Raw genomic sequence first — 13588 nt, forward strand, 5'->3', positions numbered from 1 at the left:
GTGGTCGCTCGAAATTCCGGCCGTGCCAAATGTGCGCCGCTAGAGCTCCCGTTGGTGCTGGTGCGTCAGATGAGTCGGTGCGTAGCCGAGGGCGTCGTTGATCCGTCTCATGGGCGCGTTGCCGACGGCGGTGTCGGTCAGGAGGCCGGTGAGGTCCGGATGGTCCACCAGGGCCTGTCGGATCGACGCGGCCTTCATCCATCGCCCGAGGCCGCGTCCACGGTGCTCCGGCAGCACGCCGGTGCCGTAGTGCTGGCCGTCGCCGGTGCCGCTGCCGGGGACGACGAGTTCGCTGAACCCGGCGATCGAGCCGTCGCGGGTGTCGACGGCGACGACGGTGTGCAGGTGGTCACCGCGCCCTTCGACGGCCTGCGCTGCGGCCCGGACCCGGCCCTCGTCCCAGGTCACGGTGGCGTGGTCGGTGTCGCCCATGGGCATGTCGTCCATGGCGTGCCGCGACGCGACGAACGTCTGGACGAGGTGGTCGGGGACCGTTCCCCGCCACGAGAACAGCCGGTAGCCGGGGTGCGGACGCGCGACGATCCGGTCGAGGGCGCCGGTGTCCACGTCGGCCAGCGGCAGGCGGGTGTACCGCAGGGTGAGGACCGTGCGAAAACCGCGCGCCGCCAGGAAGCGGTCGCCGGGCGATCCGGCCTCGGCCTGCGAGATGACGCGGCGTCGGCCGTGGTCCCGGGCGGTGGCGACGGCGGCGTCGAGCAGCCGGGAACCGACGCGCCTGCGTCGCTCCACGGGGTGGACGTGGAGGGCGAGTTCGGCCAGGTGCTCCCGTCCGGGATCGGTGAACAGGCGCAGGAAGGCCGTCCCGACCGGGCGCGAGTCCGCGTCGGACGCCAGCCATGCGAGGCGCCGGCCGTGCGGCCCGGGCGCGGGATCGGTCAGTGCGGTGAGGCGAAGCGACAAGGTGTCTCCGTCGTGAGGAGGTGGCGAGGGTCGGTGTGCGGGCCGGGCTGAGGGGCACTCGTGCGCATGTGCTCCACACCTCCTCGTCGACGGGGTCGGTCCGCGAGAGCGCGGACGGCCGGCAGAATCTAACCGGCCCTTCGGTTGCGCGGCAACGGGTTAACGCCGCAGGGCCACGGGCGCGACCGGCCGCTGCGGCGAGGCGCCGGGCGGCCGCGCGCCTGCACGCTAGGTGACCACCGCCCCCAGCGCCACGAACGCGCAGATCAGGACGGACAGCAGCGCGAGCAGCGGGGCGACGAAGCGCAGGTAGGTGTCGTAGCCGACCTTGGCGAGCGAGACGCCGCCCATGATGACGGCGGTGGTGGGCACCCAGAGGTTCATCCACCCGCTGGCGGCCTGCCAGGCGGTGACGACGACCGGGCGGGTCACGCCGGCGAAGTCGGCGAGCGGCGCCAGGATCGGCATGGCGAGCGTGGCGTGCCCCGAGGTGGACGGGATCAGGAAGGCCAGCGGCAGGTTGACCAGGAAGACGATGACGCCGAAGAGCGCCGAGGGGGTGCCCGAGACCACGCCCTCGATGGAGTGCAGCACGGTGTCGGTGACCCGGGCGTTGTTCATGATGACGGTGACGCCGCGGGCGAGGACGATGACCAGCGCGGGCGAGAGGAAGTCGGCGGCGCCCTGGACGAAGGTGGCACTGAGCCGCGGCTCGCCCATCCGCGCCAACAGCCCCACCAGCACCGCGCCGAGCAGGAACATCGCCGCCAACTGCGGGAAGGACCAGTCGAGTTCCCAGGCGTAGGGCGTGGCGTCGGCGCGGCCGGTGAGGGCGCTGGACCACGGGACCACCGAGAAGATCATGAACGCGAAGAGCAGCGCGACGGTGGCCAGGACCGTCGTGTGCAGCCGGGTCAACGGCGGCGGCTCGGCGGCGTCCGGGGCCGTCTGGGCGTGCTCGCGGTCGCCTGCCAGGAAGCCGCACAGCGAGCGGTCGGGGTCGGCGCGGACCCGGCGCGCGTAGCGGATGACGTAGGCGGTGGTGACGGCGGTCAGCACCAGCCACATCGCGACGCGCAGCGCGATGCCGTCGCCGAGCGAGACCTCGGCGGCCGAGGAGGCGACCCCGGTGGCGAACGGGTTGACGGTGGAGCACAGCACCCCGATGCCGGCGCCGAGGATGATCGTGCCGGTGGCCACCAACCGGTCGAAGCCGAGGGCCAGCATCAGCGGGACGATCAGTCCGTAGAAGCCCAGGGTCTCCTCGGCGAACCCCTCGACGGTGCCGAGCAGCGAGAAGACCGCCATCACCCCGGCGATGAGGAGCGCGCCGCGGTCGCGCAGGCGGTGGGCGAGCCGGCCGATCCCGCGGTCCAGGGCGCCGGTGGCGAAGACCACGGTGATGAACGCCCCGATGGCGAGGACGAAGAGGAAGACGCCGGCGCTGCCGTACAGCGCGCCGGTGAGGTCGGGTCCCACCAGGCCGGTCCTGGCGTCCTTGATGCCGTAGAGGCCGTTGACCGGCGAGAGGAAGAGGTCCCCGAGCCGCTCGGGGAAGGTCCGGCCGGACGGCGTGCGGTGGTAGGAGCCCTGGACCGGCCGACCGGCGGCGTTGCGGACGTAGGTGCCGGCGGGCAGCACGAAGGCCAGCGCCCAGACGGCGACCGTGACGAGGACGAGGACGGTGAGGGCGCTGGGGAAGGTGAAGCGGCGCCCCCCGCCGGCCTCCGGGGCGTCGGACGGCGGCGCCGGGGGTGCGGGGGGTGCGTCGTTCCCGGCGCCCGGTGTCATCCGGCGCCTCCGGACCGGCGGTGCGCGGCGGCGTACTCCGCGAAGAACAGGGCCTCGGCGAGCAGCGCGCCGCGGAGTTCGGAGTAGAGCACCCGCTCGTTGGGGCCGTGCAGTCGGCACAGGTTGTCCTCGGCTCCGAAGAGCAGTACCTCGGCCCCTGGCGCCGCCGCGGCCAGCCCGTTGACCAGCGGGATGGAGCCGCCGGACGCGACGTGGACGGGTTCGGCGCCCCAGGCGCGGTGCAGCGCGGAACGGGCCGCCCGGTAGGCCGGTCCGTCGGTGGCGGCCTCGTAACCGGGGCCGGTGTCGCCGGGGGTGACGGTGAGGGGGATGCCGAAGGGGCGCAGGCGGCGCAGGTGGCGGATGAGGGCGTCCTGGGCCTCCCGGGGGTCCTGCCGGGGGTGCACGCGGAGGTTGAGCTTGGCGCGGGCGTGCGGGACGACGGCGGCGGCACCGTGGTCGACGGAGGGCGCGTCCAGGCCGACGACGGTGAGCGCCGGGCCGCTCCACAGGCGTTCGCCGAGCCCGCCGGACCCGAGGAGCGGCATGCCCCGGGACACCCCGACCAGGTCCCGGAACGCGTCCTCGGTGAGCGCCGGGCCGCCCCACGGTTCGCGCCGCAGCCCCTCGACCGCGACGTCCCCGTGGACGTCGTGCAGGGTGGCCAGCGCCTTGATCAGGACGAGCAGCGCGTCGGGGGCGACGCCGCCGTACTCGCCGCTGTGCAGGCCGGCGTCGAGCGTGCGGACCTCGACGAGGACGTCGACGCTGCCGCGGAGCGCGGTGGTGAGGGTGGGGGTGCCGGGGTGGATGTTGCCGGTGTCCGCGATGATCATCGCGTCGCAGGCGAACGCGGCCGGGTCGGTGGGCGGATAGGCGTCGAAGGCGCTGCCGTACTCCTCCTGACCCTCGAAGACGATCTTGATGCCGACGGGTGGCCGCCCGCCGAAGGCCCGCAGCGCGCCGATGTGGACCATCAGGTTGGCCTTGCAGTCGGCGACACCCCGGGCGCGGAGGCCGCCCTCGATCTCCGTGGGCTCGAACGGCGGGGATTCCCAGGAGTGTTCGTCGCCGGGCGGCTGGACGTCGTAGTGCGCGTAGAGCAGGACGGTCGGGGCGTCCGGGGTGGGTGGGGGGACGGTGGCGGTGACGACCGGGGCGGTGTCGGGCAGGTTCAGTTCGCCGATGTCGCGCACCCCTGCGGCCCGCAGCAGTTCGACGACGACGTCCCGGGCCCGTAGGACGGGTTCGGGCGAGAACCCGGGGAAGGCGATGGAGGGGATGGCGGCCAACCGCTTGAGGTCGGCGCAGACGTCGTCCATCAGGGCGTCGACGGTGGACTCCAGCGCGGACGCGTGGACTTCGTGGGGCACCGCGGGCCCCCTCTCTGTGGCACCCGGCTGCACGGGCACGCACGTTGAATAACTGTCAGTTTCCGTGTCGAAATGCAGCATATCGGGCGCCTCGTGGACGTCCGCGCCGCGACGTGGGCACCGCTCCGGCTCGCCCGTCCACCCGCCCGCCAGGCGATTCGCTCTACTATGGGCGTAGTAACAGAGCGGTAAGGGCGGGTGGGTGGAACGGTGGCGCGGCGACGGGAGCAGGTGCTGGACGCGGCGGTCGAGGTCCTGGGCACCGAAGGGGCACGACGGCTGACGCACACGGCGGTGGACCGGGCCGCCCGCGTACCGGCCGGCACCACCTCCAACTACTTCCGCACCCGCACCGCCCTCGTCGAGGGCATCGCCGAGCACCTGCTGACCCTGGAGCGGCAGCACTGGGCGGCGCTCCTCGGGGAGCCCGCACCGACCGGTCCCGGCGAAGTGGCCGCGGCGCTGGCGGCGTTCGCCCGGCACGCCGCGGGCCCGGGCCGGTCCCGCACGGCCGCGCGACTCGCCCTGGCCCTGGAGTCCGCCGCGCGCCCGGAGCTGCGGACCCGGCTCGGGCGGGGGCGCCAGGCGCTGCTGGAGCGCAGCACGGAGTGGGCGCGCCGCCTGGGGTCCGCGACGCCGGAGCGGCACGGCCGGATCCTGGTCGACCACCTGGACGGCGTGGTGCTGCGCCAACTCTCCCTTCCGGAGGGGTCGTTCGACCCGCTGGAGGAGATGCGCACCCTGGTGGGCGGACTCCTGGGCGCGCCGACGGGGCACCCCGCGCGCTGACCGCCCGGAATCGACCGCCCCGGCCGTCCAACTCCCGCCGCACCGCGCCACGTTGGGCCGCGGGACGGCTGTACGGCACCCCCGGAGTCTGGTAGGAAAGCTTCCTAACGATTGGGGAACCCCCCACGGCCCACTCCGGACAGGAGGACTCCATGCGCTCCCGATCGATAGCCAGGACCGCCACCCGCGTCACGCTCGGCCTGGCCCTGCTCGCCGTCCCCGCGACCGCGGTCGCCGCCACGACGACCGCACCGGCCCACCGGGCGGCGGCCCCGGCGCACGCCGCCGCGCACGCCGCGCGGGCCGCCGTCGGACTCGACGACCCGGCGAAGAAGGAGATCGCCATGCAACTGGTGTCCAGCGCGGAGAACTCCTCGCTGGACTGGAAGGCCCAATACCAGTACATCGAGGACATCGGCGACGGCCGCGGCTACACCGGCGGCATCATCGGCTTCACCTCCGGCACGCACGACATGCTGGAGCTGGTCGAGCTCTACACCAAGCGCAAGCCGGACAACGTCCTGGCCGGGTACCTGCCGGCGCTGCGCAAGGTCGACGGCGGCGACTCCCACGCGGGCCTGGACCCGAACTACCCCAAGGACTGGCGCAAGGCCGCCAAGGACCCGGACTTCCGCAAGGCGCAGGACGACGAGCGGGACCGGGTGTACTTCAACCCCGCGGTCAAGCAGGGCAAGGCCGACGGGATCGGCGTGCTGGGGCAGTTCGCGTACTACGACGCGATCGTGATGCACGGGGACGGCGACGACAAGACCAGCTTCTCCGGCATCCGCAAGCGGGCGCTGGCGAAGGCCAAGCCGCCGGCCCAGGGCGGCGACGAGAAGACCTACCTCAACGCCTTCCTCGACGCCCGGGTCTGGGCGATGAAGCAGGAGGAGGCGCACAGCGACACCAGCCGGGTGGACACCGAGCAGCGGGTCTTCCTGAAGCAGGGCAACCTCGACCTGCACACCCCGCTGGCCTGGAAGGTCTACGGGGACGACTACCACATCGGCTGAGCCCCGCGCACACCGCCAACGGCCCGTAAGGAGACGGCAGTTGCCGATTCCGTACGGGCCGTTGGCGGTGGGGCAGGCCCTCAGCGGGCCGCAACGGTACTCAGTGGTGCTGAGTGGTACTCGGTGGTACTCGGTGTGCTCGGCGCGGCCGAGCGGACCTCAGTGGGCGGGCGAGGCGGCGGTCTCACCGTCGTCCAGGCGGCCGCGGGCGGGCTGCTGCGGGATGTCCGGGACGTCCTCCAGGGCGTGCGGGTCGGGGGCCGGATCGGCCGCGTCGGCGTCGCCGTTCCTCCGACCGAAGTGGTTGAAGACGACGTTGAGGACGATGGCGACCAGGCAACCGGTGCTGATCCCGGAGTCCAGGACGACCAGCATGTCCTTGGGGAAGCTGTGGTAGAACTCCGGCGCCGCGATCGGGATCAGTCCGATGCCGAGGGCGGCGGCGACGATCAGCGAGTTCTCCCCCTTCTCCATGGCGGCGGTGGCCAGCGTCTGCACGCCGCTGGCGGCGACCGAGCCGAACAGGACGATGCCGGCACCACCCAGGACGGGCAGCGGGACCAGGGAGATGATCGAGGCCGCGACCGGGCACAGGCCGAGCACGATCAGGATCCCGCCGCTGGTGGCCACCACGAAGCGGCTGCGGACCTTGGTCATCGCGACCAGGCCGATGTTCTGCGCGAAGGCGCTGTTGGCGAAGCCGTTGAACAGCGGGCTGATGGCGGTGCCGAGGGTGTCGGCGCGCAGGCCGCCCTCGATGGTGCGTTCGTCCGCCGGACGGTTCACGATCTTGCCCAGGGCGAGCATGTCCGCCGTGGACTCGGTCATGCAGACCAGCATCACGATGCACATCGAGACGATCGCGGCGACGTCGAACTGCGGCGCACCGAAGTGGAACGGCGTCGGGAAACCGATGAAGCTGGCCTTGGTGATCACCGAGAAGTCCGTGATCCCGACGGGTATCGCGATCAGCGTGCCCACGATCAGGCCGAGCAGGATGGCGATCTGCTGGAGGAAGCCGCGCAGCACCCGGCGCAGCACCAGCACGATCAGGAAGGTGACCGCGGCCATCCCGATGTTCTTCAACGAGCCGTAGTCCGCGGCCTGTGCGTTGCCGCCCTGGGACCAGTTGAAGGCGACCGGGAGCAGCGAGACACCGATCAGCGTGATCACGGTGCCGGTGACCACCGGCGGGAAGAAGCGGACCAGTTTGGAGAAGTAGGGGGCGAGGAGGAAACCCAGCACGCCGGCGACGATGACCGCGCCGAAGATGATCGGCAGCGCGTCGTGCGGACTGTGCTCCTTGGCGATGGCGACCATGGGGGTGACACCGGCGAAGGAGACGCCGTTGACGAAGGGGAGCTTGGCTCCGACCTTCCAGAATCCCAGGGTCTGGAGCAGGGTGGCGAGTCCGGCGGTGAAGAGGCTGGCCCCCACCAGGAACGCGGTCTCGGTGGCGCTGAGACCGCAGGCGGGTCCCAGGATCATCGGCGGGGCGACCACTCCCGCGTACATCGCGGCCACGTGTTGTAGGCCGCTGGTGAACATTTTGAAGGGCGGGAGGGTTTCGTCGACCGGATGCTTCCGGCCCTCCTCCGACTTCTGCCCGGTATTTGCGGCCACTGCGGGCCTCCTGTCGATTTCTGCTCCGCCGGAAGCCGACGGAACGAGCCTGTCACGGAGGGCGTGCCATGTGGAGCTGGTGTGCCAGAAGTCGCGCTGGTGAGCGTGCAGGTGGCCGCGCTTGTGGCGCATGGGCGGCAGGTGTGTGTGGGTGCGACCGGCCCCGGGGGTGCGGATCTTTCCGCACCCCCGGGTGACGGCGCTTGCGGACCCCGCTCGGGTCCGCAAGCTCAGCCGGGAGCCGTCCCTCCCGGCCGAGTCTCGGGGTGCAACGCGTCCGGGAGGATCAGCCCTCGGAGGCGATGCGGGCCAGACGCTGGGCCTCGGCCCGCGTGGAGCGGGCGATGGCGTCCTCGTCGATGTTCGTGAGGTGGTTGTCCTCGACCACCGGCTTGCCGTCGACCAGCGACAGCGTGACCGGGGCGGCCGGTCCGAAGACCAGCGCGGTGACCGGGTCGGCGATCGAGGAGTGGCCCAGGCCGTCCAGCTTCCACAGGACCAGGTCGGCGAGCTTGCCCGGCTCCAGGGAGCCGATCTCGCTGGTCCGACCGAGGACCTGGGCGCCACCGTAGGTGCCGAGCCGCAGCGCCTTGCGGGCGTTGAGGGCGGCCTCGCGGTGGGCGCCGAGTCGGTTGATGAGCAGCGCGTTGCGCAGCTCGGTGTGGAGTTCGCCGGACTCGTTGGAGGCGGTGCCGTCCACGCCGAGGCCGACCGGGACGCCGGCCGCGAGCATGTCCGGTACGCGGGCGATGCCGGCGGCCAGACGGGCGTTGGAGGACGGGCAGTGCGCCACGCCGGTCTTCGTGCGGGCGAAGGCGGCGATGTCGGAGTCGTTCATGTGGACGCAGTGCGCCATCCACACGTCCTCGCCGAGCCAGCCGGTGGACTCGAAGTAGTCGGTCGGGCCCATCCCGAACAGCTCGTGGCAGAACTTCTCCTCCTCCACGGTCTCCGAGCCGTGGGTGTGCATGCGCACGCCCTTGCGGCGGGCGAGCGCGGCGCCCTCCCTCAGGAGTTCGGTGGAGATGGAGAACGGCGAACAGGGGGCCGCGGCGATGTGCACCATCGAGCCGAAGGAGGCGTCGTGGTGCTTGTCGATGGCCTCCTCGGTGCCGATGAGGGCGCCCTCGGTGGTCTCGACGGCGAAGTCCGGGGGCAGGCCGCCGTCCTTCTCGCTGCGGTCCATCGAACCGCGGGCCAGGGTGATCCGGGCGCCGATGTCGGCGACCGCGGCCAGCTCGGCGCCCACGAGGTCCCCGGAACCCTGGGGGAAGACGTAGTGGTGGTCGGAGGCGGTGGTGACGCCGCCCTTGACCATCATGCCGAGCGAGCCGTGGGTGGCCGCGGTCAGCATCGCCGCGTCGATCCGGGCCCACGTCGGGTACAGCGCCACCAGCCAGTTGAAGAGGTTGTGGTCGGTGGCCAGACCGCGGGTGATCCACTGGTAGAAGTGGTGATGCGTGTTGATCAGTCCGGGAGTGACCAGGTGGCCGGTGCCGTCGATGCGACGGACCACGTTCTCCAGGTTCTCCGGAGCCTTGCCCGCACCCAGTGCCTCGATGACGTTGTCGGCGACGACGACGTATCCACTGGCGTACTCGGTGTCCTGGGCGTCAACGGTCGCGATGGCGCAGTTCTCGATGACGATGCGCTGCTTCACCGCGCTGTCAGGGGCTGCCGATGCTGCCATGGTGCTTTCCTCGTGCTTTCGTGGCGGTTTGGGCACGGCATGGCCCTACGGGATTTGAGTGCCGGAGCCGGGCGAGACGGCTGACAGTACCGCCGCCCGTGAGCTGCTCCGGGTGCCGAGATGGTGGAAGAACAGGTTGAGCGTGACCGCAACCAGGGCACCGGCGCTGATCCCGGAGCCGAGCACGGTCTGCGCCCAAGCGGGGAACCCGGAGTAGAAGGTCGGCGCGGCGAGCGGGATGATCCCCGCGCCGAGCGACACGGCCACCAGGATGATGTTGGAGCTGTCGTCGAGTCCCGCTTCGGAGAGCGTGCGGATGCCACTGACCGCGATCGATCCGAACAGGACGATACCCGCGCCGCCGAGGACCGGCATCGGTACGAGCGAGACCACGGCGCCCAGGACGGGGAAGGCACCGAGGACCAGCAGCACCGCGCCGGCCAGCGCGACGACGTAGCGGGAACGGACCCGGGTCAGCGAGACCACACCGACGTTCTGCGCGAAGGCGCTGGTCGGGAGGCCACCGAAGATGGGACCGAGGAGGGTGGCGATGCCATCGGTGCGCAGACCGCGCGTGATGGTGGCGCCGGTGGTCTTGCGTTCGCAGATCTCGCCGAGGGCGAGCATCCCGGCCGACGACTCCGTCATCAGCACCAGCATCACGATGCACAACGAGAGGATCGCGGCGGGCTGGAACTCGGGCGGGCCGAAGGAGAACGGCGTGGGCAGGGCGGCGATCGGGGCCGAGCGCAGGCCCTCGAAGCTCGCCATCCCGAACGGGATCGCGGCGATCGTGCCGACGACCAGGCCGATCAGCAGCGCGATCTGCTTGACGAAGCCCTTGGCGAAGCGCTGGATGAGCAGCACCACCAGGAGGGTGAAGCCGGCCAGCGCGAGGTTCTTCATGGAGCCGAAGTCGGCGGCCTGCTTGTCGCCGCCCTGTGCCCACCCGACCGGTACGGGCATCAGGGTGACCCCGATGAGGGTGATCACGACGCCGGTGACCAACGGCGGGAAGAACCGTAGGAGCTTGCCGAAGAACGGTCCGATCGCCAGACAGAAGACGCCGGCACACATGACCGCCCCGTAGATGGCGGGGAGTTGGTGTCCCTTGGCGGTCGTCTCGGCGATGGCGAGCATCGGCGTGATGCCGGCGGAGCTGGCGGCGTTGACGAACGGGAGGCGGTTGCCGACGAATGTGCGGATGCCGAGTGTCTGCAGCAGCGTTGCGAGACCGGCGATGAGCAGGCTGGCGGCGATGAGCCGGGTCCGGCCCGCGATGTCCAGGCCGACGGCCTGGCCGATGATGAGCGGAGGGGTGACGACGCCGGCGTACATCGCTGCGATGTGTTGGAGCGCGGCGGGAACGAGCCGCTTGACGGCCGGCTTCTCATCCACCGGGTGAACCGGTGGGGCAGGGTGGTGCGGGGCTTGCTCTTGCTGTGCCATGGGTCGATCCCCTCGGAAATCGCGTCCCCTCCCCGCTGCGGGGTGGGGAGGGGACGCGAGGCACGGCGTTGCGTCGAGCCGCTAGAGGTTCGTCAGATCCATCGGGATCTGGGCTTCGACGCCGTCGCGCAGAACAGTGGCTTCGATCAGGCCGTACGGGCGGTCCGCCGCGTAGTAGACCTCGTTGTCGTTCTTGAGCCCGAAGGGCTCCAGGTCCACGAGGAAGTGGTGCTTGTTCGGGAGCGAGAAGCGGATCTCGTCCACCTCGGACCTGTTGTTGATGATGCGCGAACCCATTTGGTACAGGGTCTGCTGCAGCGACAGGCTGTAGGTCTCGGCGAAGGCCTGCAGCATGTGCTTCTTGACCTGCTCGTACGAACGCTCCCAGTTGGGCATCCGCTGCTCGTCGGAGGTCCAGTTGAAGCGCCACCGGCTGGCGACCTGGGTGGCCAGGATGCGGTCGTACGCTTCGTTCAGGGTCGTGTACTTGTCCTTGATGTACCCCCAGAACTCCGAGTTGGTGGAGTTCATCACGACGAGGTCCTTCAGGCCGGAGATGACCTGCCAGTTCTCACCGTCGTAGGTGATCTCGGTCAGGCGGGTCTCCTGCCCCTTACGGACGAAGGAGTGCTTGACCTCCTCGGCCCCGATGAAACGGGAGTTGCCGTCCGCGGTCTCGATACGCTCCCAGGCGTATTCCTCGATCCGGATGCGGGCCCGCTTGATCGGCTCCTGGCTGGTCACGAAGTGCCGGGCCAGGTGGATGCCGAACTGCTCGGCCGACTCGATCCCGTACTCCTTGGCGAAGGCGTACACGGTGTTCTTGGTCGTGTCGGTGGGCAGGCAGTTGGCGTTCGAGCCGGAGAGGTGGACCTCTTCCAGGTCGCCGGAGAGCGCGACCGAGACGTTGAGGTCCTTGATGTGGTGCGTGGCGCCGTCACGGGTGATCTTGACGACGCGGTTTTCCGCCTTGCCGTACTGGTTCTGGCCGAGAATCGTGGGCATGTCGGTGCTAGCTCCCTCGGTATACGGAGTAGCCGAACGGGTTGAGCAGCAGCGGTACGTGGTAGTGCTCGCCCGGCTTGACGGCAAAGGTGATTGCCACCTCCGGGAAGAATGCTCCGCTGTCCCGTAGCGCGGGGGCGTCCTGCTGTTCCTCGGCTTGCTGGTTGGAAACGAAGTACGCCTCGGTTTCGAAGTCGATGCGTACGTGGGTGGTGCCCTCCGGCAGTGCCGGGAGGTCCTTGCAGCGCCCGTCGACGTCGGTCTTGCCGGCGCCGTGGGCAGTCCATGCACCGCCGCTGTCGGAGCGCACCGAGAGCGTGAGGGCGACACCCTCCGCGGGGCGGCCCACGCTGGTGTCCAGGATGTGCGTGGACACCGACGTCGGTGCAGCCGTCTCGCTGCTCATGAGGGATCTCCTTCTGCGATGCGGGTCAGGCGGATGCGGTTGATCTTGCCGAGCTCAACACGGACGATCTCGCGTTCCTGTTCCGGCGTGTTGTCGATCCGGTTACGGACCGCATCGCGCATCTGCTCACCGGTGCGACCGGAGGCACAGATCAGGAAGACGTGCCCGAACTTCTCCTGGTAGGCCAGGTTCAGTTCGAGCATCTCCGACTTGAGATCGTCGGAAGCGCCGGCCATCCCGCTCTGCTCGCGGTTCGAGGTGGGGTCGCCCGGCTTGGGCCGGCCGATGGGCGGGTGCCCGGCCATCGCCTCGGCCAGGTCGTCCGCGGACAGCTCCGTCGTGGCAGCGTCACTGGCGGCGAACAGGGCGTCGGTGGTGGCGTAGGGGCGCTGGGCAAGGATCTTGCTCCCCCAAGCCCGGCTGGCACACACCTCGTGCAGGGCGGCCTGAGCCTCGCTGGCGTCGGCGGTGTTGAACCGGGTAAGCCCTTGGGGCGTACTCGAAGACACGGGAAGCCTCCGTGGCCTGGTGCTGGACAGCTCTGGTTGGCTGGAAACAGCTAAGACCTCCGGCAACATCACGTCAACACTTTGTTGAAAAGTCGGCAACACAAAAGCCGCCGCCCGGGGTTTCCGGACGGCGGCTCGGGCCGTTGGACGGGGAATTGCGCCCCATTCGCCTCAGTCGGCGTCCTTCGCGGCGCTTTCCCTGTTCAGGTAGTTGTAAACGGTGAAGCGGCTGACGCCGAGAGCCCCGGCGACCGTCTCCACCCCGTGCCGGACGGAGAAGGCGCCGCGGCTCTCCAATATCCGCACCACCGACTGCTTGGTCTTGCGGTCCAGCTCGGCGAGCGGCACGCCGTGCCGGCGCTGGAGCTCGGCGAGGATGTGATCGAGCGACTCCGACAGATGCGGGAGCCGGACGGCCACCCGGTCCTGGCCTTCCCAGGCCAGGACGACGTCGTCGCCCTGGGCCTGGTCGGGCGGGACCATCTGGCCGCCCATGGCGTCCACCAGCGGTTTGACCGCCCGGACGAAGGGGTGGTCGGCAGGCTCGGTCACGTCGCGTCCCCCTCGCCGTCCACGGCGCCGCCCCGGCGGCCGTCCGCGACCACGTTGACCTGAAGCGAGACCCGGGTGGCCCCGGCCGCCAGGGACCGTCGCAGCAGGGCGTCGACCGCGTTCAGCACCCGGTCGGCGTCCCCCTCGGCGGTGTTGCCGAAGGGCCCCACGTCGACCGCGTCCAGCTCGGCCCCGGTGACGATCTCCCGCGCCACCACGGCATGGGCTGGCGCCTCGTCCAGGTCGAACGGCTCCGTCGTGAACTCAACTCTCAATCGCACCCGCTCAACCTACGCGGGCCGCGCGCCGCCGACCAGAAATTGCCCACGGCCCCTCTTGACAGTTTCCCCGCCCGCCCGGCAGTGTTCCATTACGCAGAAAGTAAGTTCCGCTATCCGGAAGGAGCGCCGGGACCTATGGGTTTCACGGACACGCGCTTCAACGTCAATCTGTCGATCCTGTTC

At 70.5% G+C, this 13588-nt stretch carries 13 protein-coding genes; 2 read left to right on the forward strand and 11 right to left on the reverse strand.

Features of this window, described 5'->3' with window-relative positions:
- Nucleotides 1-39: 39 nt before the first annotated feature.
- The 3 genes from ACJ6WD_RS40800 to ACJ6WD_RS40810 all read right to left on the reverse strand — a co-directional run bounded on the left by ACJ6WD_RS40800 (nucleotide 40) and on the right by ACJ6WD_RS40810 (nucleotide 4085).
- Entirely contained in the window at nucleotides 40-921 is an 882-nt protein-coding gene (locus ACJ6WD_RS40800) for a GNAT family N-acetyltransferase (protein WP_407617770.1), read from the reverse strand.
- Nucleotides 922-1149: 228 nt separating this feature from the next.
- The gene (locus ACJ6WD_RS40805; RefSeq protein ID WP_407617771.1) at nucleotides 1150-2712 is read right to left on the reverse strand and encodes a YfcC family protein; all 1563 of its coding nucleotides are present in this window, start codon (nucleotides 2710-2712) and stop codon (nucleotides 1150-1152) included.
- A complete protein-coding gene (locus tag ACJ6WD_RS40810; protein ID WP_376447260.1) occupies nucleotides 2709-4085 on the reverse strand; it encodes a M20/M25/M40 family metallo-hydrolase in 1377 nt (458 codons plus the stop codon). Before ACJ6WD_RS40810 ends, ACJ6WD_RS40805 begins: the two co-directional genes overlap by 4 nt.
- A gap of 210 nt (nucleotides 4086-4295) precedes the next feature.
- Between ACJ6WD_RS40810 and ACJ6WD_RS40815 the strand changes: the two genes are divergently transcribed.
- Both ACJ6WD_RS40815 and ACJ6WD_RS40820 read left to right on the forward strand, forming a co-directional pair.
- Nucleotides 4296-4874: a TetR/AcrR family transcriptional regulator gene (locus ACJ6WD_RS40815; protein ID WP_376558918.1), complete on the forward strand. Its 579-nt coding sequence runs from the start codon at nucleotides 4296-4298 to the stop codon at nucleotides 4872-4874.
- Nucleotides 4875-5026: 152 nt separating this feature from the next.
- The gene (locus ACJ6WD_RS40820; protein ID WP_016570689.1) at nucleotides 5027-5890 is read left to right on the forward strand and encodes a chitosanase; all 864 of its coding nucleotides are present in this window, start codon (nucleotides 5027-5029) and stop codon (nucleotides 5888-5890) included.
- Nucleotides 5891-6049: 159 nt separating this feature from the next.
- On the opposite strand, the gene ACJ6WD_RS40825 is transcribed toward ACJ6WD_RS40820, so the two are convergent.
- The 8 genes from ACJ6WD_RS40825 to ACJ6WD_RS40860 form a co-directional block, all read right to left on the reverse strand.
- Nucleotides 6050-7513, reverse strand: coding sequence for a nucleobase:cation symporter-2 family protein (locus tag ACJ6WD_RS40825; protein WP_016570690.1), 1464 nt, complete (start codon nucleotides 7511-7513; stop codon nucleotides 6050-6052).
- Nucleotides 7514-7799: 286 nt separating this feature from the next.
- The gene (locus ACJ6WD_RS40830) at nucleotides 7800-9203 is read right to left on the reverse strand and encodes an 8-oxoguanine deaminase (RefSeq protein ID WP_044377902.1); all 1404 of its coding nucleotides are present in this window, start codon (nucleotides 9201-9203) and stop codon (nucleotides 7800-7802) included.
- 45 nt (nucleotides 9204-9248) lie between these two features.
- Nucleotides 9249-10652 (reverse strand): nucleobase:cation symporter-2 family protein, encoded by a 1404-nt coding sequence (locus ACJ6WD_RS40835; protein WP_233661958.1) that lies wholly within the window; start codon nucleotides 10650-10652, stop codon nucleotides 9249-9251.
- 81 nt (nucleotides 10653-10733) lie between these two features.
- Nucleotides 10734-11657 carry a factor-independent urate hydroxylase gene (gene pucL, locus ACJ6WD_RS40840; protein ID WP_016570693.1) on the reverse strand — a complete coding sequence of 308 codons (924 nt, stop codon included), beginning with the start codon at nucleotides 11655-11657 and terminating at the stop codon, nucleotides 10734-10736.
- Nucleotides 11658-11664: 7 nt separating this feature from the next.
- The gene (gene uraH / locus ACJ6WD_RS40845; RefSeq protein ID WP_016570694.1) at nucleotides 11665-12063 is read right to left on the reverse strand and encodes a hydroxyisourate hydrolase; all 399 of its coding nucleotides are present in this window, start codon (nucleotides 12061-12063) and stop codon (nucleotides 11665-11667) included.
- On the reverse strand, nucleotides 12060-12572 hold the full coding sequence (uraD, locus tag ACJ6WD_RS40850; protein WP_233661959.1) for a 2-oxo-4-hydroxy-4-carboxy-5-ureidoimidazoline decarboxylase: 513 nt from the start codon (nucleotides 12570-12572) through the stop codon (nucleotides 12060-12062). The genes uraH and uraD overlap by 4 nt, the downstream gene beginning before the upstream one ends.
- Before the next feature lie 171 nt (nucleotides 12573-12743).
- Nucleotides 12744-13124, reverse strand: a complete 381-nt coding sequence (locus tag ACJ6WD_RS40855) for a helix-turn-helix domain-containing protein (protein ID WP_233661960.1) — start codon at nucleotides 13122-13124, stop codon at nucleotides 12744-12746.
- Complete coding sequence (locus ACJ6WD_RS40860; RefSeq protein ID WP_407617772.1) at nucleotides 13121-13405, reverse strand: hypothetical protein; 285 nt, start codon at nucleotides 13403-13405, stop codon at nucleotides 13121-13123. Before ACJ6WD_RS40860 ends, ACJ6WD_RS40855 begins: the two co-directional genes overlap by 4 nt.
- Nucleotides 13406-13588: the final 183 nt, after the last annotated feature.

It is taken from the genome of Streptomyces sp. VTCC 41912 (assembly GCF_045799175.1).
Taxonomy (GTDB): domain Bacteria; phylum Actinomycetota; class Actinomycetes; order Streptomycetales; family Streptomycetaceae; genus Streptomyces; species Streptomyces albulus_C.